This window comes from Streptococcus sp. 5346 (assembly GCF_013277455.1).
Lineage (GTDB): Bacteria > Bacillota > Bacilli > Lactobacillales > Streptococcaceae > Streptococcus.
Genome location: NZ_VMMY01000020.1, coordinates 20,521 through 44,508, shown reverse-complemented (window position 1 = coordinate 44,508; position 23,988 = coordinate 20,521). Strand labels below are relative to the sequence as shown.

28 protein-coding genes are annotated in these 23,988 nt (G+C 39.4%); 24 read left to right on the top strand and 4 right to left on the bottom strand.

Features of this window, described 5'->3' with window-relative positions:
• Nucleotides 1-86: 86 nt before the first annotated feature.
• Nucleotides 87-1,445: an FtsK/SpoIIIE domain-containing protein gene (locus HT732_RS09870; RefSeq protein ID WP_173254954.1), complete on the bottom strand. Its 1,359-nt coding sequence runs from the start codon at nt 1,443-1,445 to the stop codon at nt 87-89.
• A 244-nt stretch (nt 1,446-1,689) separates the two neighbouring features.
• The gene (locus tag HT732_RS09865; RefSeq protein ID WP_173254952.1) at nt 1,690-2,010 is read right to left on the bottom strand and encodes a hypothetical protein; all 321 of its coding nucleotides are present in this window, start codon (nt 2,008-2,010) and stop codon (nt 1,690-1,692) included.
• A gap of 455 nt (nt 2,011-2,465) precedes the next feature.
• Between HT732_RS09865 and HT732_RS09860 the strand changes: the two genes are divergently transcribed.
• The 7 genes from HT732_RS09860 to HT732_RS09830 all read left to right on the top strand — a co-directional run bounded on the left by HT732_RS09860 (nt 2,466) and on the right by HT732_RS09830 (nt 9,691).
• A complete protein-coding gene (locus HT732_RS09860; protein WP_173254950.1) occupies nt 2,466-2,972 on the top strand; it encodes a hypothetical protein in 507 nt (168 codons plus the stop codon).
• Nucleotides 2,973-2,978: 6 nt separating this feature from the next.
• Complete coding sequence (locus tag HT732_RS09855; protein ID WP_173254948.1) at nt 2,979-3,257, top strand: hypothetical protein; 279 nt, start codon at nt 2,979-2,981, stop codon at nt 3,255-3,257.
• Nucleotides 3,258-3,517: 260 nt separating this feature from the next.
• Nucleotides 3,518-4,795 carry a gamma-glutamylcysteine synthetase gene (locus tag HT732_RS09850; protein ID WP_173254947.1) on the top strand — a complete coding sequence of 426 codons (1,278 nt, stop codon included), beginning with the start codon at nt 3,518-3,520 and terminating at the stop codon, nt 4,793-4,795.
• A gap of 75 nt (nt 4,796-4,870) precedes the next feature.
• On the top strand, nt 4,871-6,355 hold the full coding sequence (gene thrC, locus HT732_RS09845) for a threonine synthase (RefSeq protein WP_050142173.1): 1,485 nt from the start codon (nt 4,871-4,873) through the stop codon (nt 6,353-6,355).
• A gap of 60 nt (nt 6,356-6,415) precedes the next feature.
• Nucleotides 6,416-7,696 (top strand): MATE family efflux transporter, encoded by a 1,281-nt coding sequence (locus HT732_RS09840; RefSeq protein WP_050142171.1) that lies wholly within the window; start codon nt 6,416-6,418, stop codon nt 7,694-7,696.
• A gap of 3 nt (nt 7,697-7,699) precedes the next feature.
• On the top strand, nt 7,700-8,320 hold the full coding sequence (locus HT732_RS09835; protein WP_173254945.1) for an HAD family hydrolase: 621 nt from the start codon (nt 7,700-7,702) through the stop codon (nt 8,318-8,320).
• A gap of 165 nt (nt 8,321-8,485) precedes the next feature.
• Entirely contained in the window at nt 8,486-9,691 is a 1,206-nt protein-coding gene (locus HT732_RS09830) for a LysM domain-containing protein (protein WP_173254943.1), read from the top strand.
• Here HT732_RS09830 and HT732_RS09825 read toward each other — a convergent pair.
• Complete coding sequence (locus HT732_RS09825; protein WP_173254941.1) at nt 9,677-9,823, bottom strand: hypothetical protein; 147 nt, start codon at nt 9,821-9,823, stop codon at nt 9,677-9,679. The genes HT732_RS09830 and HT732_RS09825 overlap by 15 nt on opposite strands.
• Before the next feature lie 76 nt (nt 9,824-9,899).
• Between HT732_RS09825 and HT732_RS09820 the strand changes: the two genes are divergently transcribed.
• The 3 genes from HT732_RS09820 to pcp all read left to right on the top strand — a co-directional run bounded on the left by HT732_RS09820 (nt 9,900) and on the right by pcp (nt 11,453).
• Complete coding sequence (locus HT732_RS09820; RefSeq protein ID WP_173254939.1) at nt 9,900-10,325, top strand: MarR family winged helix-turn-helix transcriptional regulator; 426 nt, start codon at nt 9,900-9,902, stop codon at nt 10,323-10,325.
• Between the two features lie 10 nt (nt 10,326-10,335).
• Nucleotides 10,336-10,698, top strand: a complete 363-nt coding sequence (locus HT732_RS09815) for a DUF1304 family protein (protein WP_173254937.1) — start codon at nt 10,336-10,338, stop codon at nt 10,696-10,698.
• A 110-nt stretch (nt 10,699-10,808) separates the two neighbouring features.
• Nucleotides 10,809-11,453, top strand: a complete 645-nt coding sequence (pcp, locus tag HT732_RS09810) for a pyroglutamyl-peptidase I (RefSeq protein WP_173254935.1) — start codon at nt 10,809-10,811, stop codon at nt 11,451-11,453.
• 25 nt (nt 11,454-11,478) lie between these two features.
• Here the strand turns inward: pcp and HT732_RS09805 are convergent, their stop codons facing one another.
• Nucleotides 11,479-12,336 (bottom strand): DUF975 family protein, encoded by an 858-nt coding sequence (locus HT732_RS09805; protein ID WP_173254933.1) that lies wholly within the window; start codon nt 12,334-12,336, stop codon nt 11,479-11,481.
• 116 nt (nt 12,337-12,452) lie between these two features.
• Here HT732_RS09805 and tgt point away from each other — a divergent pair, with 116 nt between their 5' ends.
• The 14 genes from tgt (at nt 12,453) to HT732_RS09735 (ending at nt 23,959) form a co-directional block, all read left to right on the top strand.
• Complete coding sequence (gene tgt, locus HT732_RS09800) at nt 12,453-13,595, top strand: tRNA guanosine(34) transglycosylase Tgt (RefSeq protein WP_173254931.1); 1,143 nt, start codon at nt 12,453-12,455, stop codon at nt 13,593-13,595.
• 100 nt (nt 13,596-13,695) lie between these two features.
• Nucleotides 13,696-15,513: an acyltransferase family protein gene (locus tag HT732_RS09795; RefSeq protein ID WP_173254929.1), complete on the top strand. Its 1,818-nt coding sequence runs from the start codon at nt 13,696-13,698 to the stop codon at nt 15,511-15,513.
• A 151-nt stretch (nt 15,514-15,664) separates the two neighbouring features.
• A complete protein-coding gene (gene nagA, locus HT732_RS09790; protein WP_001134549.1) occupies nt 15,665-16,816 on the top strand; it encodes an N-acetylglucosamine-6-phosphate deacetylase in 1,152 nt (383 codons plus the stop codon).
• 162 nt (nt 16,817-16,978) lie between these two features.
• A complete protein-coding gene (locus HT732_RS09785) occupies nt 16,979-18,037 on the top strand; it encodes a zinc-dependent alcohol dehydrogenase family protein (RefSeq protein WP_000649458.1) in 1,059 nt (352 codons plus the stop codon).
• 150 nt (nt 18,038-18,187) lie between these two features.
• Entirely contained in the window at nt 18,188-18,553 is a 366-nt protein-coding gene (locus tag HT732_RS09780; protein WP_045606653.1) for a DUF1033 family protein, read from the top strand.
• A 76-nt stretch (nt 18,554-18,629) separates the two neighbouring features.
• Nucleotides 18,630-19,571: a competence type IV pilus ATPase ComGA gene (gene comGA, locus HT732_RS09775; protein ID WP_173254927.1), complete on the top strand. Its 942-nt coding sequence runs from the start codon at nt 18,630-18,632 to the stop codon at nt 19,569-19,571.
• On the top strand, nt 19,492-20,535 hold the full coding sequence (comGB, locus tag HT732_RS09770) for a competence type IV pilus assembly protein ComGB (protein ID WP_173254964.1): 1,044 nt from the start codon (nt 19,492-19,494) through the stop codon (nt 20,533-20,535). Before comGA ends, comGB begins: the two co-directional genes overlap by 80 nt.
• Before the next feature lies 1 nt (nt 20,536).
• Nucleotides 20,537-20,860 carry a comG operon protein ComGC gene (gene comGC, locus HT732_RS09765; RefSeq protein WP_000738641.1) on the top strand — a complete coding sequence of 108 codons (324 nt, stop codon included), beginning with the start codon at nt 20,537-20,539 and terminating at the stop codon, nt 20,858-20,860.
• Nucleotides 20,823-21,257 carry a competence type IV pilus minor pilin ComGD gene (comGD, locus tag HT732_RS09760; RefSeq protein ID WP_173254925.1) on the top strand — a complete coding sequence of 145 codons (435 nt, stop codon included), beginning with the start codon at nt 20,823-20,825 and terminating at the stop codon, nt 21,255-21,257. Before comGC ends, comGD begins: the two co-directional genes overlap by 38 nt.
• The gene (gene comGE / locus HT732_RS09755; protein ID WP_173254923.1) at nt 21,220-21,522 is read left to right on the top strand and encodes a competence type IV pilus minor pilin ComGE; all 303 of its coding nucleotides are present in this window, start codon (nt 21,220-21,222) and stop codon (nt 21,520-21,522) included. Before comGD ends, comGE begins: the two co-directional genes overlap by 38 nt.
• Nucleotides 21,485-21,946: a competence type IV pilus minor pilin ComGF gene (comGF, locus tag HT732_RS09750; protein ID WP_173254921.1), complete on the top strand. Its 462-nt coding sequence runs from the start codon at nt 21,485-21,487 to the stop codon at nt 21,944-21,946. Before comGE ends, comGF begins: the two co-directional genes overlap by 38 nt.
• Entirely contained in the window at nt 21,924-22,325 is a 402-nt protein-coding gene (gene comGG / locus HT732_RS09745) for a competence type IV pilus minor pilin ComGG (RefSeq protein ID WP_173254919.1), read from the top strand. The genes comGF and comGG overlap by 23 nt, the downstream gene beginning before the upstream one ends.
• A gap of 32 nt (nt 22,326-22,357) precedes the next feature.
• On the top strand, nt 22,358-22,945 hold the full coding sequence (locus HT732_RS09740) for a class I SAM-dependent methyltransferase (protein ID WP_173254917.1): 588 nt from the start codon (nt 22,358-22,360) through the stop codon (nt 22,943-22,945).
• 60 nt (nt 22,946-23,005) lie between these two features.
• Nucleotides 23,006-23,959, top strand: coding sequence for a class I SAM-dependent methyltransferase (locus tag HT732_RS09735; protein WP_101786345.1), 954 nt, complete (start codon nt 23,006-23,008; stop codon nt 23,957-23,959).
• Nucleotides 23,960-23,988 lie beyond the last annotated feature (29 nt).

Sequence of the window (23,988 nt, the reverse complement as noted above, 5' to 3'; positions counted from 1 at the left end):
TTCTTTCTTACCTCCTGCAATGCAGTCGGTTGGCTCTTTTTCTCTATTGAAAAGAATTCCTATTCCAACAGAGAAAAATACCGTTATTAGTAGTTTGGCAGTATATTTCTAACTACCTGTAAAAATTCTTGTTTAGTTTTTAAATCAACAAATGGCACAATTGTTAGCACAGGCTCAACCGAATTTATTCCATCAGCGAAAAATAGAGCTTCCCCTTTCCTGTCTGATACAGTAGGTACATTCTCAAGTTCACACATAGAAAATGCCATTTTTAACCGGTCTATACCAATATTCGAGAGATACAAAACACTTGATATTTGGAGGCGCAACTCCACAGGAATATTGTCTGCATTAGGGTCTTGGGTACTAAGGCAGAGGTGAAAACCTGCCTGGCGTCCTTTGCGAGCAATCAAACCCAAATTTTGCAAAATTTCGTCCCATAACTCTTTACCTTGTTTGCTAGAGCCACAACTATCACGAATAGAAGCGAGCTCATCAATAAACAGGAAATTCGGTGTCATCCCCAAATCATATGCATCAGCATTTAGAGAACTGTTCTGCTTGATAACCTCAAAACGTTCATTCATCATCTCCACAAACTGTCTTGATAGCTTTGCAAGTGAAGTAGGAGAAGAACCTACGGAAACACTTTTGCCCAATTCTTCTTCAAGAAGCTTGCCAAGGGCATATAAGTCTGCCCCTTTTCCGTCTACAATGCCTAAGTAAGTACCGTCAACAGTTCCGCACCCTTTAGCAAGAGCATTAAATAAATACCATTGGAGAGCTATTGTTTTGCCTGTTCCTGTTCGTCCATAAATACCTATGTTAGTGTTTGATTTTAGACTAAATTGCTGAGTATTCGATAGCTTGATTATTGGACTAGGAATATCTTCAAAAAATTCTCTTGTCAATGTGTTACTATTAAAAACATATTGTTCTATTTCTTCTATTTCCCCTAACACATATACTATTTTATCAATCTCTTCTTTTTTATAAATTAAGGACACCCCTAAAGTGGGGCATAGATATTCCTCTAAATTTTTCAAAGTTTTCAGATAACGATTCCCAAATAGTGAGGCACAGACAATAACCTTATTATCCTCAACGTCAAAATATAGAACTGCTGTATCTACTACTTCATTATCAAGAATATCATACAAATTTAAACTAATTAACATTTGAAACAAAGCTTCTCTGATATTGAGCTTGTTTCTCAATTTTTCTATAACATCAGAATGAAAGAACCTCTCTACTAAAAAAAGAAGACTTATAAAAAACATGGAAAAGACTAGACGTGCAATAAATGGGATTGTAGCAATCCATGAACACATGAGAAGTAAAAGGGTAAAAATTTGAATAACTAGTCTAATAACTGTAATATTTTGGGGGCGAATAAAGTAAGGGTATTTACTCTTCACACGAATTGTTTGATTCAACATTCTCATGTTTTCTCTCCTCTCCTGGTAAAGTTATCAATTCTATACAGATAAGTACAAAAATAATGAGTATAACACCTAACAGCACCATTGTAGCCTCGTAAAATGGGGAGAATACATTTAAAAGGTAAAAAGTGGTATACAATAACAAAATGAGGCCAACAAATGATGTGTAAAAAAGATATTTATAGAGATTTTTCATGATGCATTCCTTTCTAAGATATAAAGGGGAGATATACTCCCCAGATATCCATTAACTGTAAGTAGTAAAACGATGAGGCAATTTACCATTGCAATTATTGAAATCATCATACATGCTTATTTTACCATAATAACTTGCCTTACTATAAAAATAAAAAGCAACTAATTTTTGTGCGTACTCTTCTTGTATACGGGTATTTATATTTAACGAATTGAAAAGTTCTGCTAAAGCTTGACTATATAGGTCAGATTTTGTATTATGTGACAAATGGAGTCTAGCTTGATTGGCTGCGTACTTGCGTTTCTCAGGTGTGTTGTAAACTCTACACATGTCTTCAACAGCAAGTTGAACGTTGTTTGGATAGTTTAGCATTATTGTTTCTCCTTTTTGTTTAATAATTTATTTTGTTTATCGTAAAAGATTTCGGTGAAGCTCTAACTTGCATTCGTACCTCCTTTTGTGTATATCTAGCTTTGCATAAACCTATGATTTAGAGTATAGTTTCCCAATTATTCTCAGAAACTATGGAGATGATTTAATTCTCGTATCAATCAAACATCTCTCCTTGTTCCTCCTCACAATAATAGGAGTCCATCTCTTCATAAAAATACTCTAATGCCATTTGTTCTTCTGGGGTCATGACAAATTTTCCTTTCTACACGGTGTTAAAGAGAATTATTTCCCTGTTGATGATATCTTAGCATATCGTATCCACTATGTCAAGAAAAATACGGTCTTTTTGTCTAATATTTTTAAATAGACCGTTTATTTTAAAAAAATAGACAAAAAAGATTTGCGATGCTATAATGGTTAGATGGAGGAACAATATGACAACAGTAGATAAAGCAAATAATTTTGTTATTGTAGTGGAAAGAAGAATGACACAAGTTTATAAAACATTGTCACTAATAGGAAATTTATCAAATAAAAGATATTATGAATATAGTGATGAAGAAGTTAATGAGTTATTTTTAAAATTATTAGATAAAGGAAATGAAATAAAAAAATTTTTTTTAGAATATTCAAATTCAAGAACAGAATTTTATGAAAAAAAACGTAATTTATCATCCTCATTTCATTTTTTATCTCCTAAATTGGAGATTGAAAAAAACGATAATTTTAGAGAAATTGCTGAATCAAGAGTTAGTAAAGTATTTGGGACAATGAACTCAATAGCAAATACTGCTTATAAACCTAATTATGATTATACTAATCAGCAGGTGGAAGAGATATTCGAAGGATATAAGAATAAAATAGTGGAGATAAAAGGTATCTATAGTCCGTTGGAAAAATTCTCGTTTTCAATCCAGAGTAAAATAATAATTGAAAAGTGAGATAAAATGGAATTTTGGAATGACACAATTCAAATCGTCAAAGAGTGGCGACCAGTCAATTATTCAGTTTCTGAAGATGAAGACTTTGAAGCTGTGAAGAAAAAAGCAATTAGAAATTTTCAATGTTATCTAAAATTACTTGATGAGAATACTGAAGAAGGCTACCAAGAAGTTATAAGGTTATTTACATTCAGCAAATTCTATGGTGAAGAACTGTGTAACGATGAAGAACTGAACAAATTGAGTAGAGATATAAGAGGAAGATTAAAAAAATTTCGTTCCTAAAAAGTTACTAAAAAGAAAAAAATTGTTTTTTTAAATAATACAAATGGTTTTTTATAACGTTGATTATGCTGACTTATAAAGATGTAAAATCTTAAACACCAAACTCAAAATCCAGTGTCCGCAAGGACGTGCCGGTTCGACCCCGGCCGCCGGTATAGTATAGACTTAGGAACGTTGTTATTCTTCGTTCCTTTTTGTATTATTTTTTGTATAATAATAGTTATTAAAATTTGATTTAGATTAAGAAAGAGTAGGATAGTATGTCTCGTTCTATCGATTTATTAAAACATCGGTATTTGAAAAATATTAAAGAAAATCCTGAATTGTTTGTCGGGATTGAGCTGGAATATCCTGTTGTAAACTTGGAAGGGGATGCTACAGATGTTGAAGTTATCAAGTACTTATTCCGATATTTAGTTTCTTCTTTTGATTTTACTGTAGAAAAGGTAGATGATTTTGGCAATCCTATCCAGTTAGTAGATCCGATAAGTCAGGATGCTATTTTATTTGAAGTTTCCTATACAACGATTGAGTTTGCATTTGGTAAGGCTGAAACGATTCAAGAGGTCGAAAATCGTTTCAATAATTATATGGATGTAATTCAGAGAAAATTAGGCGAATCCAATCATGCTATCGTTGGTTGCGGTATTCATCCCAACTGGGATAAAAATGAGAATTGTCCAGTGGCTTATCCACGCTATCAGATGTTGATGGACTATTTGAATTTGAGAAGAAATGTGACTAAATCAGACTTGCATCATTTCCCTGAATATGGTGCTTTTATCTGTGGGAGTCAGGTACAGCTTGATGTTTCAAAATCTAACTACTTACGGGTGATTAATGCTTTTACTCAAATTGAAGCAGTTAAGGCATATTTATTTGCCAATTCTGAGTTTTCAGGTGCAGATTGGGATACGAAAATTTCAAGGGATATTTTCTGGGAAGAATCCATGCATGGTATATATCCAGAAAACGTCGGGGTCAATGCTAGACTCTTTAAAGATGGGGATGATTTTTTTGATTATCTAGATCATTCTGCAATTTTTACTGCGGAACGTGATGAACAAACCTATTATTTTTATCCGATTCAGGCAAGGGATTATTTGGCTATGCCTGCAATCCAGGCATTTACTCTGAATGGGGATGAGATTATTATTTCTCCCCAAGAGAAGGATTTTGAAACTCATCGTAGTTACCAGTACCAAGACTTAACGACTCGAGGAACAGTTGAGTTTCGTAGTGTGTGTACACAGCCACTTGATAGGACTTTTGCTTCTGCAGCCTTTCACTTGGGATTGTTGGTTAATTTAAATAAGTTAGTAGCTTACTTAGAAACAGCACCTTTCTTTAAGAAATTTGATTGTGATTATAAGTTTTTAAGACGACAATTTTCTAAGAAAAAGCTTACAGATGAGGAAGAAACTACGATTATTGAATTTTCCAAAGACTTACTTATCCTATCTGAGGAAGGACTGGAGATGAGAAATAAGCAAGAAATGATTTATTTAGAGCCTTTGAAGAAAGAATTGGGACTATAATTTCTTTTATAAAGGGAGAATTTTCTGAAAAATCATGATATAATGGAAGAGACTATAGATAAAGGATAGAGAGTAATGACATTAGTTTATCAATCAACGCGTGATGCGAAAAATACAGTAACTGCCAGCCAAGCTATTTTGCAAGGTTTGGCTACGGACGGTGGTTTGTTTACACCGGTTACTTATCCAAAGGTAGATTTGGACTTTGACAAATTGCAAGATGCTTCTTATCAGGAAGTTGCTAAGTTAGTTTTGTCAGCATTTTTAGATGACTTTACAGCTGAGGAGTTGGACTACTGTATCAACAATGCCTACGATAGTAAGTTTGATACTCCAGCTATAGCGCCTTTGGTGAAATTAGACGGGCAATACAACTTGGAACTGTTCCATGGTTCAACAATTGCCTTTAAGGATATGGCCTTGTCTATTTTGCCATACTTTATGACAACAGCTGCTAAGAAGCATGGTTTGGAGAACAAGATTGTCATCTTAACAGCGACATCTGGTGATACTGGGAAAGCTGCTATGGCAGGGTTTGCGGATGTTCCTGGCACTGAGATTATCGTCTTTTATCCGAAGGATGGTGTCAGCAAGGTACAAGAGTTGCAAATGACCACTCAGACTGGTGGCAATACTCATGTTATAGCCATTGATGGTAACTTTGATGATGCGCAAACAAATGTGAAGCACATGTTTAACGACGTGGCTCTTCGTGAAAAATTGGCTACCAACAAGTTGCAATTTTCATCAGCTAACTCTATGAACATTGGTCGCCTGGTGCCACAGATTGTCTATTATGTTTATGCTTACGCTCAGTTGATCAAGACTGGTGAGATTGTGGCTGGTGAACAGATCAACTTCACAGTACCAACAGGAAACTTTGGAAATATCTTGGCTGCCTTTTATGCCAAACAAATTGGTCTACCAGTTGGCAAATTAATCTGCGCTTCAAATGACAACAATGTTTTGACAGACTTCTTCAAGACACGTGTTTATGATAAGAAGCGTGAGTTTAAGGTAACAACTAGCCCCTCTATGGATATTTTGGTATCTTCAAACTTGGAGCGTTTGATTTTCCATCTTTTGGGGAATGACGCTGAAAAGACAGCTGAACTTATGAATGCCTTGAACACGCAAGGACAATATGAGTTGACAGACTTTGATGCAGAGATTCTTGAACTATTTGCAGCTGAATATGCGACTGAGGAAGAAACAGCAGCAGAAATCAAGCGTGTTTATGAGTCAGATTCTTATATCGAGGATCCACATACGGCGGTTGCCTCAGCAGTTTATAGAAAATACCAAGCGGCTACTGGCGATGTGACTAAGACGGTGATTGCTTCAACAGCTAGTCCATACAAGTTTCCAGTAGTTGCAGTAGAAGCTGTAACGGGGAAAGTTGGCTTAACTGACTTTGAAGCCTTGGCTCAATTACATGATATCTCAGGCGTTGCAGTGCCACCAGCAGTTGATGGGCTTGAAACAGCTCCTGTTCGTCACAAGACAACAGTGGCAGCTGCTGATATGCAAGCAGCGGTTGAGGCTTATCTAGGACTTTAAGACAGAAGGAGTAAACTCGGTTGGGAAACCAACTGAGTTTCTTTTCATCAGGAGGAAGGATTGTTTAAGAAAAATAAAGACATTCTGAATATTGCCTTGCCAGCTATGGGCGAAAACTTTTTGCAGATGCTCATGGGGATGGTGGACAGTTATCTGGTCGCTCACTTGGGCTTGATAGCTATTTCGGGTGTATCAGTAGCTGGCAATATTATCACAATTTATCAGGCGATTTTCATCGCTCTGGGAGCTGCTATTTCCAGTGTTATATCAAAAAGCATAGGGCAGAAAGACCAGTCGAAGTTGGCTTATCATGTGACTGAGGCCTTGAAAATTACTTTACTCTTAAGTTTCCTTTTGGGAGCTTTGTCCATCTTCGCTGGGCAAGAGATGATAGGACTTTTGGGGACGGAGAGAACTGTAGCTGAGAGTGGTGGACTCTACCTATCTTTAGTTGGTGGTTCGATTGTTCTTTTGGGATTCATGACCAGTCTGGGTGCCTTGATTCGTGCAACGCATAATCCACGTCTGCCTCTCTATGTTAGTCTCTTGTCAAATGCTTTGAATATTCTCTTTTCCGGTCTAGCTATTTTTGTTCTTGATATGGGGATAGCTGGTGTTGCTTGGGGGACAATTCTGTCTCGTTTGGTTGGTCTTGTGATTTTATGGTCCCAATTAAAGTTGCCTTTTGAGAAACCGACTTTTGGTTTAGATAAGGAACTATTGACTTTAGCTTTACCAGCAGCTGGAGAGCGGCTTATGATGCGAGCTGGAGATGTCGTAATCATTGCCTTGGTTGTTTCTTTTGGAACGGAGGCAGTGGCTGGGAATGCAGTTGGAGAAGTCTTGACCCAGTTTAACTACATGCCTGCCTTTGGTGTGGCTACAGCAACAGTCATGCAAGTGGCTCGAGCGGTTGGAGAAGATGATTGGAAAAGAGTCGCTAGTTTGAGTAAGCAAACCTTTTGGCTTTCTCTGGTCCTCATGTTCCCTTTGACCTTTAGTATCTATGCCTTGGGTGTGCCATTAACTCATCTCTATACGACTGATTCTCTAGCTGTGGAGGCTAGTGTTCTAGTAACACTTTTTTCACTACTTGGAACTCCTATGACGACAGGGACAGTCATCTATACGGCAGTCTGGCAGGGTTTGGGCAATGCTCGGCTTCCCTTTTATGCGACAAGTATAGGAATGTGGTGTATCCGCATTGGAACAGGATATCTGATGGGGATTGTGCTTGGTTGGGGCTTGCCTGGTATTTGGGCAGGAACTCTCTTGGATAATGGTTTTCGCTGGTTATTTCTACGTTATCGTTACCAGCGTTATATGAGCTTGAAAGGATAGGAAATGCAAAAAACAGCTTTTATTTGGGATTTAGACGGGACTTTATTGGACTCTTACGAAGCAATTTTATCAGGGATTGAGGAGACTTTTGGTCAGTTTTCTATTCCTTATGATAAGGAAAAGGTAAGAGAGTTTATTCTCAAGTATTCTGTTCAGGATTTGCTTGTGCAGGTGGCAGAAGAGAAAAAACTGGATGTGGAAGTGCTAAATCAGATGCGTGCTCAGAGTCTGGCTGAAAAGAATGCTCAGGTAGTTTTGATGCCAGGTGCGCGTGAGGTGCTAGCTTGGGCAGAGGAATCAGGAATTCAGCAGTTTGTTTACACTCATAAGGGAGATAATGCTTTTACCATTCTAAGAGACTTGGGTTTGGGATCTTATTTTACAGAGATTTTAACCAGTCAGAGTGGTTTTGTGCGGAAACCTAGTCCAGAAGCGGCTAACTATCTGATAGACAAGTATCAGTTGAATCCTGATAATACTTATTATATAGGGGATCGGACTCTGGATGTGGAATTCGCCCAGAATAGTGGGATTCGAAGTATCAACTTTTTAGAGTCAACTTATGAAGGCAATCATAGGATTCAAGCGTTAGCAGATATTACTTATATTTTTGAGAGCAAGTAACGAGAAGATTGTGTCAGTTTTGTGACAGAGACCTAACAAACTATTTCAAGTAACCTAGTTTGTTACAAGGAATAGACAGTTCTGTTAAATAGGCCCGAGAGGGCTTTTTTTCTACATTTTTTGTGTTATGATAGACAGGTACTCATTTGAAAGGAATTTGAAAGATTGAAGAAAAGAATGTTATTAGCGTCAACAGTAGCCTTGTCATTTGCCCCAGTATTGGCAACCCAAGCAGAAGAAGTTCTTTGGACTGCACGTAGTGTTGAGCAAATCCAAAACGATTTGACTAAAACGGACAACAAAACAAGTTATACCGTTCAGTATGGTGATACCTTGAGCACCATTGCAGAGGCCTTGGGTGTAGATGTCACAGTTCTTGCGAATTTGAATAAAATCACGAATATGGACTTGATTTTCCCAGAAACTGTTTTGACAACGACTGTCAATGAAGCAGAAGAAGTAACAGAAGTTGAAATCCAAACTCCTCAAGCAGACTCTAGTGAAGAAGTGACAACTGCGACAGCAGATTTGACAACCAATCAAGTGACGGTTGATGATCAAACTGTTCAGGTTGCAGACCTTTCTCAACCAATTGCAGAAGCTCCAAAAGCGGTAGAAACTACAAGAACAAAAGAAGTGGCATCAAGTTCAGAAGTTGCAGAGACAGTTGCTACTGCAGAAGAAGTGGCACCATCTACAAATACCTCAACGTCAGCGGAGCAAACAGCCGAAACAAGTAGTGCAGTTGCAGAAGCAGCTCCTCAGGCAACGACTCCAGCTGAGAAAGATGAAACACAAGCAAGCACTCAAACTGAATCAGCAGTGGAAGCAACCACAATACCAGTAGAAGAAAAAGCACCTGAAACAACTGCAACAAGTTCAGAAGAAGCAAAAGAAGTAGCATCATCAAGTGAAGCTACAGCAGCAGTTTCTACTTATCAACCAGAAGAGGCGAAAACAGTTTCAACAACTTACGCGGCTCCAGCTGCGCCCGATTATGCTGGACTGGCAGTAGCGAAATCTGAAAATGCTGGCCTTCAACCACAAACAGCTGCCTTTAAAGAAGAAATTGCTAACTTGTTTGGCATCACATCCTTTAGTGGTTACCGTCCAGGAGACAGTGGAGATCACGGAAAAGGTTTGGCTATCGACTTTATGGTACCAGAAAGCTCAGAGCTAGGGGATAAGATTGCGGAATACGCTATTCAAAATATGGCCAGCCGAGGAATTAGTTACATCATCTGGAAACAACGTTTCTATGCACCATTCGATAGCAAATATGGGCCAGCTAATACTTGGAACCCAATGCCAGACCGTGGTAGCGTGACAGAAAATCACTATGATCATGTTCACGTTTCAATGAATGGATAAACCAGATTTGATAATATCATTTTGACGAATGAGATCTAGCTTTCGTGATAGGAAGCGAGTTTCGTTCGTTTTTTCTTTTTCAATTTGAATGGGAAATAGAAAGTTACCATCTTGTTGTAATGATTCAAGCATGATTCTTGCAATCTATTTTACTTTGTATTATACTTGATTAGTCAACTATTGATAAATCAATAAAAGGGAAGAAGAAATGTTAGAGATTCAAGATTTACTGTATCAACTCCGCTTGTCTGAGCAAGCGAGTACGCAATTGTTTGAAAAAAGGCTTGGGATTAGTTTGACACGGTATCAGATTTTATTATTTTTACTGAAGCATTCCCCTTGTAATCAAATAGCGGTTCAGGAGCGTTTGAAGATTGATCAAGCTGCCTTGACACGACATTTCAAGATTTTGGAAAAGGAAGGTCTGGTGGAGCGTCATCGCAATCCTGAAAATCAGCGAGAAGTGTTGGTAGAGACTACGAAGTATGCCAAGGAGCAGTTAGTGGTGAATCCCCCTCTGCAGCATATCAAGGTTAAGCAAGCGATGGAAAGTATCTTAACAGAGTCTGAAAGAACTGAACTCAGCCGTTTATTAAATAAATTGGTTTTGGGTATTGAAAATATAGAAATTTAAGGAGAAATAGGTGTCAATTATGACAATCATTTTAGCAACGATTGCTGCTTTGGAGCATTTTTACATTTTTTATTTGGAAAGTATTGCAACGCAATCAGATGCGACTAGTCGTGTCTTTAACATGGACAAGGAAGAATTGGCTCGTCCGTCGGTAAGTTCACTGTTTAAAAATCAAGGGATTTATAACGGTTTGCTAGGAGTCTTTCTCTTGTATGGGATTTATTTCTCACAGAATTTAGAAATTGTGACTATTTTTGTCTTGTTTGTGATTGGTGCTGCGGCTTATGGCTCTCTCACAGCAGATAAAAAAATTATTTTGAAGCAAGGTGGACCAGCTATTTTGGCCTTGATTAGTATTTTACTTTTTAAATAAACTTTAATGCCGATCTGATCCTTCTAGTCCTTTTCACTCCAGAATAAGGGAAATATGTTATACTTGTTTTTAAGAAAAAGTCTCATTGAATTTGTTTTGAGGAGTGAGAAATGAAAGTATTAGTGACAGGTTTTGAGCCCTTTGGAGGGGAAAAGGTCAATCCAGCCTTGGAGGCCATTAAAGGTTTACCAGCTGAAATCCATGGTGCTGAGGTCCGTTGGCTAGAAGTGCCAACAGTCTTTCACAAATCGGCCCATGTATTGGAAGAAGAGATGAACCGTTATCAACCTGACTTTGTCCTTTGTATTGGCCAAGCAGGTGGAAGAACCAGCTTGACACCTGAGCGAGTAGCCATTAATCAAGACGATGCACGCATTCCTGATAACGAAGGTAATCAACCGATTGACCTTCCCATTCGCCCAGACGGTGCTCCGGCCTACTTTAGTAGTCTGCCGATTAAAGCGATGGTTCAAGCTATAAAAAAAGAGGGATTGCCGGCCTCTGTTTCTAATACGGCAGGGACTTTTGTCTGCAATCATTTGATGTATCAGGCCCTCTATTTGGTAGAAAAGAAATTTCCACATGTTAAGGCAGGTTTTATGCATATTCCTTATATGATGGAACAGGTGGTGAATCGACCGACTACCCCAGCTATGAGTTTAGTGGATATTAGGCGAGGGATAGAAGCGGCAGTCGGCGCCATTATCGAACATGGAGATCAAGACCTCAAGTTGGTAGGCGGAGAAACTCATTGATAGAAAAAAGCTTGAGGGAAAACCTTCAAGCTTTTGGACGTTTTCGAGCCAATACTGCTCGGTAAAAAATCATTTTATTGATTTGAATGTAGGGTAGGAGTGAGAAACTAGCAATTCCAAAAGTAATCCAATTGAGGAAGTACCAAGGGAGGAGTTGTAGGTCTAGAATAAAGCGCTGAAATTTATAGCCTTTCATCAGGAAACGGCTGGTTTTAAGGATTTGTCCTGGTTTGGCTTGTCCTAAATCTAGGGTGTCACAGAGGAGAAATTCTACCTGCGAATAGGCATAGTATTGTGGAATATAGAGACTATTTCCGACAATCATCAAGAGTATACTTGCTAGAAAGTAAAGACCAAAGGTCATGAGGAAACGCTCGGTTTCAATTGACGTGAGATCCAGATTGGGAAACTCAGGGTGAAGGACAACGAATTTCTTTGCTAGAAAGCTACTGTAAAAAAGAAAGTAAATTCCGAGTAAACTAGGAATGCTCCATAAAAAGAGATAGAAACGTTTGAGAAGTAGAGTCAAAAAGGTTTGTGAAAAGTGTGCTTCGTTAAAGAGAGTAAGACTATTTTTGACGGATAGTTCTGTATCTGGATTCTTGATGAGTTTTAGGGTTGTATAGACTGAACTGGTTAGAAGAATAGCTCCGATAAATGAGACTAATAGTGGAAAAAGATAGGCTTGGAATACATGACCAAGCACGCTTAAAAAGGATTGATCTAAAATAGACTCGTTGATACGCTCTAAGGGATTGAGGAAGCCAGACAAGATGACCAGTATACTAGGTAAGAGATAGACGAGAAAGAGGCGGGGATTTTCAGCCTGAAATTGTCTGGCTTGCAGACGAACGGTTTTTAAATTAATTTTTGGGTATTTCATTCTCTCATTATACCATAGTTCGTGACAGTTCCGGCTTTTTTTGATAAAATCATACAGTATGCCCTTAGGCACAAAGTATGAACTGGGACTGTTTTTCCCAGCTTCGGAGGTAAAAAATGTCAGATTCACCAATCAAATATCGTTTGATTAAGAAAGAAAAACACACGGGAGCTCGTCTGGGAGAAATCATCACTCCCCACGGCACCTTCCCAACACCTATGTTTATGCCAGTTGGAACTCAAGCCACTGTCAAAACTCAGTCGCCTGAAGAATTGAAGGAGATGGGTTCGGGAATTATCCTATCAAACACCTATCATCTCTGGCTTCGCCCTGGAGATGAACTCATCGCACGCGCAGGTGGTCTCCACAAGTTCATGAATTGGGACCAGCCTATTTTGACAGATAGTGGTGGTTTTCAGGTTTATTCTCTAGCAGATAGCCGCAATATCACAGAAGAAGGTGTAACTTTTAAAAACCATCTCAATGGTTCTAAGATGTTCCTATCGCCAGAAAAAGCCATCTCTATTCAGAACAATCTGGGTTCAGACATCATGATGTCCTTTGACGAATGTCCTCAGTTTTATCAACCATACGACTACGTTAAGAAATCAATCGAGCGTACCAGCCGTTGGGCTGAGCGTGGTTTGAAGGCTCACCGTCGTCCGCATGATCAAGGATTATTTGGGATTGTGCAGGGAGCAGGATTTGAAGACCTTCGTCGCCAATCGGCTCATGATCTTGTCAGCATGGACTTCCCAGGTTACTCTATCGGTGGTTTGGCGGTGGGAGAAACCCACGAAGAGATGAATGCAGTCTTGGACTTTACAACTCAACTGCTGCCTGAAAATAAACCTCGCTATTTGATGGGTGTGGGAGCGCCAGATAGCTTGATTGATGGGGTGATTCGTGGTGTAGATATGTTTGACTGTGTCTTGCCGACTCGAATCGCTCGTAATGGAACTTGTATGACCAGTCAAGGTCGTTTGGTTGTCAAAAATGCTCAGTTTGCTGAGGACTTTACACCACTGGATCCTGAGTGTGATTGCTATACATGTAAGAACTATACACGCGCTTATCTTCGTCACCTGCTCAAGGCTGATGAAACCTTTGGTATCCGCTTGACTAGCTACCACAATCTTTACTTCTTGCTTAAACTGATGAAGCAAGTGCGACAAGCCATCATGGATGACAATCTCTTGGAATTCCGTGAGTATTTTGTTGAAAAATATGGCTATAATAAATCAGGACGTAATTTCTAAAATAGAATGGATATAAGCTAAAAATCCTAAGTTTTCTCTTAGGATTTTTCTTCTTTTTTTGATAGAATAAAGTGTATAATGAAAGGGAGAATAAACTCGTATGCGCATTAAATGGTTTTCCTTGATTAGAATTACAGGTTTACTTTTGGTACTCTTGTATCACTTCTTTCAGACCATCTTTCCTGGAGGATTTTTCGGGGTAGATGTCTTTTTCACGTTTTCAGGCTTCCTGATTACGGCTCTACTCATCGAAGAATTTTCTCAAAATCATGAGATTGATTTAGTTGGATTTTTTAGGAGACGCTTTTATCGGATTGTGCCACCTGTGGTTTTGATGGTCTTGGTGACCATGCCCTTTACCTTCCTAGTTCGCCAAGACTATGTGGCTGGAATTGGAGGTCAGATTGCGGGTGTCTTAGGCTTTATGACCAACTTCTATGAACTCCTAACAGGTGGGAGTTATGAATCTCAGTTCATTCCTCATTTGTTTGTTCATAATTGGAGCTTGGCTGTTGAGGTTCACTACTATATTCTATGGGGATTGGCAGTTTGGTTCTTATCCAAACAGGCTAAATCAAATGGTCAGTTGAGAGGAATGGTCTTTCTCTTATCTGCTGCTGCATTCTTGATTAGTTTCTTCTCCATGTTTATTGGTAGTTTTCTAGTAAACTCTTATTCCTCTGTTTACTTCTCCAGTTTAACTCATGTCTATCCATTCTTTTTGGGAAGTATTCTAGCAACGATTGTAGGTGTTCGTCAGACAACTTCTTTAGTTAAGCAGTTGGGTAGAATCTGGGATTTACGCAAGACCCTTTTAGTTTTTGGAGGAGGTTTTGGCTTCTTACTCATTTTGACTTTCTTTGTCAAATTTACCTATCTCTTTGCCTATCTTATTGGCTTCTTGCTTGCCAGTCTTGCAGCCCTAGCTATGATTCTGGCGGCGCGTGTCTTGCATGAAAAGACTCCTAACGTACAGGAGCCAAAGATTATCAGCTTTTTAGCGGATACTAGCTATGCGGTTTATCTTTTCCATTGGCCTTTCTACATTATTTTCTCACAATTGACATCAAATCTTCTTGCTGTGTTACTGACTTTGATTTTTTCTTATGGATTTGCCAGTCTTTCATTTTATGTATTGGAACCTTGGATTGCAGGCAAGAGCACAACTATTTTACAAACCATTCGTCCCCTGCCTTATATTCGCGCAATTCTTGCAACAAGTACAGGAATCTTGACCTTCATTGTCCTCTTAGTGACTTTGTTGGCACCACAAGTGGGAGCGTTTGAGACAGACTTAACTGTCAATGGTTTGAAGCAAGCTGCTAGTAATATTGCCCAAACAAAAGTGATGGCAGAACGAGCAGAAGCTGATAGTTTGGGGATTGCTGATGGCACTATGTTAATTGGTGACTCGGTGGCTTTAAGGGCAAATACAGCCCTGCAGACAGCTCTTCCTGGAGCACAAATTAACGCGCAAGTCAGCAGAACAACCAAGAATGCCAATGAAATCATGCTAAATAATAGCCAGAATAAATTTTTACCTAAGATGGTGGTCATTGCAACTGGGGTAAATAATCCTGAAAATTACAAGGAAGATTGGGATAGTATCGTGAAAAATCTTCCTAAGGGCCACCATATGGTTTTGGTGACTCCTTATGAGGGGGATAAGACAAAAGAGACCTATGCAATCGTTGAGAAGGCGGCTGCCTATATGAGAGAATTGGCAGAGAAGACTCCTTACATCACGATAGCAGATTGGAATCAAGTTGCGAAAGAGCATCCAGAAATCTGGGCAGGTACAGACCAAGTCCATTTCGGAAGTGACAATAGTAAGATTGAAGCAGGAGCTAAATTGTATGCAGATACCATTGCTGCAGCCTTGCAAACAGCTCAAGACAAGCCGGTCAAATCAAAATAACTTGTATTAAAAAGAGAAGAGTTGGAGAAATCCAGCTCTTTTAAAATATCTCTAGAAAATAGGTCTATACCATTTACAAATGAATCAGAAAAGTTTATAATGTAATTGACATAATAAATATCAAAAGTAATCTTTTAAGGAGGTCATTATTATGCCTAATTACGTTAAAGCGGATCAGTTTTTCTATCCATTTGGCATTCGTCGCGGTGGGTACTTAGAACTTGTTGATGGCAAATTTGGGAAACATGTGGATCAAATTCCTGAAGGAGCAGAGGTTCTTGACTATACTGGTTATAGCATTGCACCAGGTCTTGTGGATACTCATATTCATGGATATGCAGGTGTAGATGTGATGGACAACAATATTGAAGGTACATTGCATACTATGAGTGAAGGACTTCTTAGTACCGGTGTTACCAGTTTCTTGCCCACAACTTTAACAGCCACTTATGAGCAATTGCTTGCAGTCACTGAAAATCTTGGAAACCATTATAAAGAAGCAACAGGTGCTAAGATTCGTGGGATTTATTATGAAGGTCCATATTTCACAGAAACTTTTAAGGGGGCACAAAATCCAACTTATATGAGAGACCCGGGTGTTGAGGAGTTTCATTCTTGGCAGGATGCTGCAAAAGGGATGCTAAATAAAATCGCTATTGCACCAGAACGTGATGGGGTGGAAGATTTTGTACGTACTATTACAGGTGAAGGTGTGACAGTTGCACTTGGACACTCAGATGCGACATTTGAACAAGCTAAGAAGGCAGTTGATGCTGGAGCTAGTGTATGGGTACATGCCTATAATGGGATGCGTGGTTTAACACACCGCGAACTAGGTATGGTAGGAGCTATGTATGAGCTCCCACATACTTACGCAGAATTGATTTGTGATGGTTATCACGTAGATCCAAAAGCTTGTGAGATTTTACTTAAGCAAAAGGGGACAGAAAACATCGCTCTTATTACGGACTGTATGACAGCTGGTGGGCTTGAAGACGGTGACTATATGTTGGGAGAATTCCCTGTTGTAGTAGCAAATGGAACTGCACGTCTCAAATCTACTGGTAATTTGGCAGGTTCTATCCTCAAACTTAAAGATGGTATGAGAAATGTAGTCGAGTGGGGTATTGCGAATCCGCATGAAGCAGTCATGATGGCCAGCCTCAACCCAGCTAAATCTGTTCACATTGATGATGTCTGTGGTCAAATCCGTGAAGGTTATGATGCGGACTTTATCGTATTAGATAAAGATTTGGAATTGGTAGCAACCTATCTAGATGGTGTGAAACGTTATCAAGCATAAGAGAGAAAGCAGAAGTTAGAGATTAGCTTCTGCTTTTTTATCTATATTGCTTTACCAGTAAATAAAAAAGTTAAAAAAATCACAAAAAAGCTTGAGCAAACAAATGAAAAGGTTTACAATTGTATTATAAATAATACAAATAAAAAAACGGAGGAGTGCTTTATGAAAGCCTATACTTATGTTAAACCAGGACTTGCTTCTTTTGTTGACGTTGACAAACCAGTGATTCGTAAGCCAACAGACGCTATTGTGCGTATCGTAAAAACCACTATTTGTGGAACAGACCTCCATATTATCAAAGGGGATGTTCCTGCTTGCCAAAGTGGTACCATTCTTGGTCACGAAGGGATTGGGATTGTGGAAGAAGTTGGAGAAGGAGTTTCGAACTTCAAAAAAGGCGACAAGGTCTTGATTTCTTGTGTCTGTGCCTGTGGTAAATGCTACTACTGTAAAAAAGGAATTTATGCTCACTGTGAAGACGAAGGGGGCTGGATTTTTGGTCACTTGATTGATGGTATGCAGGCTGAATATCTACGTGTCCCTCATGCAGATAATACTCTTTACCACACTCCAGAAGACTTGTCAGATGAAGCCTTGGTTATGCTATCAGACATTCTGCCTACTGGATATGAAATTGGTGTCTTAAAAGGGAAAGTAGAACCTGGTTGCAGCGTAGCCATTATTGGTTCAGGTCCAGTTGGATTGGCTGCTCTTTTGACGGCTCAATTCTACTCACCAGCTAAATTGATTATGGTGGACTTAGACGATAACCGCTTGGAAACTGCTCTATCATTTGGTGCGACTCATAAGGTTAATTCTTCAGACCCTGAAAAAGCCATTAAAGAAATTTACGATTTGACAGATGGTCGTGGTGTGGATGTTGCTATCGAAGCTGTTGGTATTCCTGCAACATTTGATTTCTGTCAAAAGATTATCGGTGTAGACGGAACGGTTGCCAACTGTGGTGTACATGGTAAACCAGTCGAATTCGATTTAGATAAACTTTGGATTCGCAACATCAATGTAACAACTGGTTTGGTATCTACAAATACAACTCCACAATTGTTGAAAGCACTTGAAAGTCATAAGATTGAGCCAGAAAAATTGGTAACTCATTATTTCAAACTAAGTGAAATTGAAAAAGCCTATGAAGTTTTCAGTAAAGCGGCAGACCACCATGCCATTAAGGTCATCATCGAAAACGATATTTCAGAAGCTTAAGTAGTAAAAACATTTTGGAACATAAGCAAATAGAAATTCAGTCATCATAAGATGGCTGAATTTTTTATCAAAAAATTAAGAAATGAGCATATTTCTTTCCTTGTTTAATGGAATTAGTTATAATATACGATACAAAGGAATTGAATGAATATGTATCGTGTTATAGAAATGTATGGAGATTTTGAACCCTGGTGGTTCTTAGAAGGTTGGGAAGAAGATATTGTAGCTAGTAAGAAATTTGACCAGTATTATGATGCTCTCAAATACTACAAAACTTGCTGGTTTAAATTAGAACAAGAATCCCCTCTTTATAAAAGCAGAAGTGACTTGATGACCATTTTTTGGGATCCAGAAGACCAACGCTGGTGTGATGAATGTGATGAATATTTACAACAATACCATTCTTTGGCTCTTTTACAGGATGAGCAGGTTATTCCAGATGAAAAACTACGCCCAGGCTATGAAAAACAAACAGGTAAGGAAAGGCACCGTTCTTGCCGTATGAAATTAAAATAGAAAAAAAGTAACTTTTTTGGAGTTGCTTTTTTTATTTTCCCAAATCTTTGCGAATAGTATAGGTGAGGAGGTAAGTATGGTTCAAGAAATTGCACAAGAAATCATTCATTCAGCTCGGAAAAAAGGAGCGCAAGATATTTATTTTGTTCCTAAGTTAGACGCTTATGAGCTTCATATGAGAATAGGAGACGAGCGCTGTAAAATCGGTTGTTATGATTTTGAAAAGTTTGCGGCCGTCATCAGTCACTTTAAGTTTGTAGCTGGTATGAATGTTGGAGAAAAGCGACGTAGTCAACTTGGTTCCTGTGATTATACCTATGACGATAAGATGGCGTCACTACGTTTATCTACCGTAGGCGATTATCGAGGACATGAGAGTTTGGTGATCCGTTTGTTGCACGATGAGGAGCAGGACTTGCATTTTTGGTTTCAGGATATTGGAGAACTGGGCAAGCAGTATAGGCAACGGGGACTCTATCTCTTTTCTGGTCCAGTCGGAAGTGGCAAGACGACCTTGATGCACGAATTGGCTAAATCTCTCTTTAAAGGACAGCAAGTTATGTCCATCGAAGATCCTGTCGAAATCAAGCAGGACGACATGCTCCAGTTGCAGTTGAATGAAGCGATTGGGCTGACCTATGAAAATCTCATCAAACTTTCTTTGCGTCATCGTCCTGATCTCTTGATTATCGGAGAAATTCGGGACAGCGAGACGGCGCGTGCAGTGGTCAGAGCTAGTTTGACAGGTGCGACAGTCTTTTCAACCATTCACGCCAAGAGTATTCGAGGTGTTTATGAGCGCCTGTTGGAGTTGGGTGTGAGTGAGGAGGAATTGGCAGTCGTTCTGCAGGGAGTCTGCTACCAGAGATTAATCGGGGGAGGAGGAATCGTTGACTTTGCAAACAAAGACTATCAAGAACACCAGCCAACTAGCTGGAATGAACAGATTGACCAACTTCTTAAAGACGGACATATCACAAGTCTTCAGGCTGAAACGGAAAAAATTAGCTACAGCTAAGCAAAAAAATATCATCACCTTATTTAATAATCTCTTTTCCAGCGGTTTTCATCTGGTGGAGACCATCTCCTTTTTAGATAGGAGTGCTTTGTTGGACAAGCAGTGTGTGACCCAGATGCGCACAGGTTTGTCTCAGGGGAAATCATTCTCAGAAATGATGGAAAGTTTGGGATTTTCAAGTGCTACTGTCACTCAGTTATCCCTAGCGGAAGTTCATGGGAATCTTCACCTGAGTTTGGGAAAGATAGAAGAGTATCTAGACAATCTTGCCAAGGTCAAGAAAAAACTAATTGAGGTAGCGACCTATCCCTTGATTTTGCTAGGTTTTCTTCTTTTAATCATGCTGGGGCTACGGAACTACCTACTACCACAACTGGATAGTAGCAATATTGCCACCCAAATCATTGGTAATCTGCCACAAATTTTTCTAGGAATGGTAGGGTTTGTTTCCATACTTGCCCTTTTAGCACTCACTTTTTATAAAAGAAGTTCTAAGATGCGCGTCTTTTCTATCCTAGCACGCATTCCTTTCCTTGGAATCTTTGTGCAGACCTATTTGACAGCCTATTATGCGCGTGAATGGGGTAATATGATTTCTCAAGGGCTGGAGTTGACGCAGATTTTTCAAATCATGCAGGAACAAGGTTCTCAGCTCTTTAAAGAAATCGGTCAAGACCTAGCTCAATCCCTACAAAGTGGCCGCGAATTTTCTCAAACCATAGCGACCTATCCTTTCTTTAAGAAGGAATTGAGTCTCATCATCGAGTATGGGGAAGTCAAGTCCAAGCTGGGTAGTGAGTTGGAAATCTATGCTGAAAAAACTTGGGAGGCCTTTTTTACCCGAGTCAACCGCACCATGAATCTGGTGCAGCCACTGGTTTTCATCTTTGTGGCACTGATTATCGTTTTACTTTATGCGGCAATGCTCATGCCCATGTATCAAAATATGGAGGTAAATTTTTAACATGAAAAAAATGATGACATTCTTGAAAAAAGCTAAGGTTAAAGCTTTTACACTTGTGGAGATGTTGGTGGTCTTACTCATCATCAGTGTGCTTCTATTACTCTTTGTACCTAATCTGACCAAGCAAAAAGAAGCGGTCAATGACAAAGGAAAAGCTGCTGTTGTTAAGGTGGTGGAAAGCCAGGCAGAGCTTTATAGCTTGGATAAAAATGAAGATGCTAGCCTAAGTAAGTTACAAGCAGATGGGCGAATCACGGAAGAACAGGCTAAAGCTTATAAAGAATACCATGCTAAACAAAATACCAGTCAAACCGTTGCAGATTAAGGCATTTACCATGATTGAAAGTCTCTTAGTTTTAGGACTTGTGAGTATCCTTGCCTTGGGCTTGTCCGGTTCAGTCCAGTCCACTTTTGCAGCGGTAGAGGAGCAGATTTTCTTTATGGAGTTTGAAGAACTTTATCGGGAAACTCAAAAACGCAGTGTAGCTAGTCAGCAAAAGACTAGTCTGAACTTAGATGGGCAGACGATTAGCAATGGCAGTCAAAAGTTGACAGTTCCTAAAGGAATTCAAGCACCATCGGGACAAAGTATTACATTTGACCGAGCTGGGGGCAATTCGTCCCTGGCTAAGGTTGAATTTCAGACCAGTAAAGGAGCGATTCGTTATCAATTATATCTAGGAAATGGAAAAATTAAACGCATTAAGGAAACAAAAAATTAGGGCAGTAATTTTACTGGAAGCAGTAGTCGCTCTAGCTATCTTTGCCAGCATTGCGACCCTCCTTTTGGGACAAATTCAAAAAAATAGGCAAGAAGAAGCAAAAATCTTGCAAAAGGAAGAAGTCTTGAGGGTAGCTAAGATGGCACTGCAGACAGGTCAAAATCAGGTAAACGTAAACGGAGTTGAGATTCAGGTGTTTTCTAGTGAAAAGGGATTGGAGGTTTATCATGGTTCAGAACAGTTGTTGGCTATCAAAGAGCAATAAGGTCAAGGCTTTTACCTTGTTAGAATCTCTGATTGCCCTCATTGTCATCAGTGGAAGCTTACTCCTCTTTCAAGCCATGAGTCAGCTCCTTATTTCAGAAGTTCGCTACCAGCAACAAAGCGAGCAAAAGGAGTGGCTCTTGTTTGTGGACCAGTTGGAGGCAGAATTAGACCGTTCGCAGTTTGAAAAAGTGGAAGGCAATCGCATTTATATGAAGCAAGATGGCAAGGACATCGCTATCGGTAAGTCCAAGTCAGACGATTTTCGTAAAACAGATGCCAGTGGACGGGGTTATCAGCCGATGGTTTATGGCCTCAAATCCGCACAGATTACAGAGGACAATCAACTGGTTCGTTTTCGTTTCCAGTTCCAAAAAGGCTTAGAAAGGGAGTTCATCTATCGTGTGGAAAAAGAAAAAAGTTAAGGCAGGTGTTCTCCTTTATGCAGTCACCATAGCAGCCATCTTTAGTCTTTTGTTACAATTTTACTTGAACCGGCAAGTCGCCCACTATCAAGACTATGCTTTAAATAAAGAAAAGCTGATTGCTTTTGCTATGGCCAAGCGAACCAAAGATAAGGTTGATAAGGAAAGTGGGGAACAGGTCTTTAATCTAGGTCAGGTAAGCTATCAAAAGAAGAAAACTGGCTTGGTGACGACGGTTCGTACACCTAAGAGTCAATATGAATTCATCTTTCCTTCAGTCAAAATCAAAGAAGAGAAAACAGATAAAAAGGCAAAGGTAGCGACCGATTCAAGCGAAAAAGTGGAGAAGAAAAAATCAGAAAAGAAAGAGAACTCCTAGCCAACCAAGCTACTTTGTGCTAAACTAAAGATATGAAACATGATTTTAACCACAAAGCAGAAACTTTTGATTCCCCTAAAAATATCTTCCTTGCAAACTTGGTTTGTCAAGCAGTCGAGAAACAGATTGATCTTCTATCAGACAAAGAAATTTTGGATTTCGGAGGAGGGACGGGTCTGTTAACCTTGCCCCTAGCTAAGCAGGCCAAGTCTGTAACATTGGTAGATATTTCGGAGAAAATGCTGCAGCAAGCTCGTTTGAAAGCGGAGCAGCAAGACATCAAGAATATTCAGTTTTTGGAGCAAGATTTACTGAAAAAACCCTTAGAGCAAGAGTTTGATCTCATTGTTGTTTGTCGTGTTCTTCATCATATGCCTGATTTGGATGCGGCTCTCTCACTGTTTCATCAACATTTGAAGGAAGATGGACAACTCCTCATTGCTGATTTTACAAAGACAGAAGCTAACCATCATGGATTTGAATTGGTTGAACTGGAAAACAAGCTAATTGAGCATGGTTTTTCATCTGTAGATAGTCAGATCCTCTATAGCGCTGAAGACCTGTTTCAAGGAAATTACTCAGAACTCTTTTTTACAGTAGCCCAAAAATCACTCGCCTAGTCAGGGAGTGATTTTTCTATAAGGATGGAAAAAAGAAGGGAAATTTGATAAGATAGGAATATGGATTTTGAAAAAATTGAACAAGCTTATACGTATTTATTAGAGAATGTCCAAGTCATCCAAAGTGATTTGGCGACCAATTTTTATGATGCCTTGGTGGAGCAAAACAGCATCTATTTGGATGGTGAGACTGAGTTAGAGCAGGTCAAGGAAAACAATCAGGCCCTTAAGCGTTTGGCACTTCGTAAGGAAGAATGGCTCAAGACCTACCAGTTTCTCTTGATGAAGGCTGGGCAGACAGAGCCCCTACAGGCCAATCACCAGTTTACGCCAGATGCCATTGCTTTGCTTTTGGTGTTTATTGTGGAAGAGTTGTCTCAAAAGGAGGAAATCACTATCCTCGAAATGGGTTCCGGAATGGGAATTCTAGGCGCTACTTTCTTGACCTCGCTTGATAAAAAGGTGGATTACTTGGGAATGGAAGTGGATGATTTGCTGATTGATTTGGCGGCTAGTATGGCAGATGTAATTGGTTTGCAGGCTGGCTTTGTCCAAGGAGATGCCGTTCGTCCACAAATGCTCAAAGAAAGCGATGTGGTCATCAGCGACTTGCCTGTCGGTTATTATCCTGATGATGCCGTTGCGTCGCGCCATCAAGTTGCTTCTAGTCAAGAACATACCTACGCTCATCACTTGCTCATGGAACAAGGACTTAAGTATCTCAAGTCAGATGGATACGCTATTTTTCTCGCTCCGAGTGATTTGTTGACCAGCCCTCAAAGTGATTTGTTGAAAGGCTGGTTGAAAGAGGAAGCGAGTCTGGTAGCCATGATTAGTTTGCCTGAAAATCTTTTTGCCAGTGCTAAACAATCCAAGACCATTTTTATCTTACAGAAGAAAAGTGAAACAGCAGTAGAGCCTTTTGTTTATCCACTTGCTAGCTTGCAAGATGCAAGTGTTTTAATGAAATTTAAAGAAAATTTTCAAAAATGGACTCAAGGTACTGAAATATAAAATAGATTTTGTTATAATAGATGAAAACG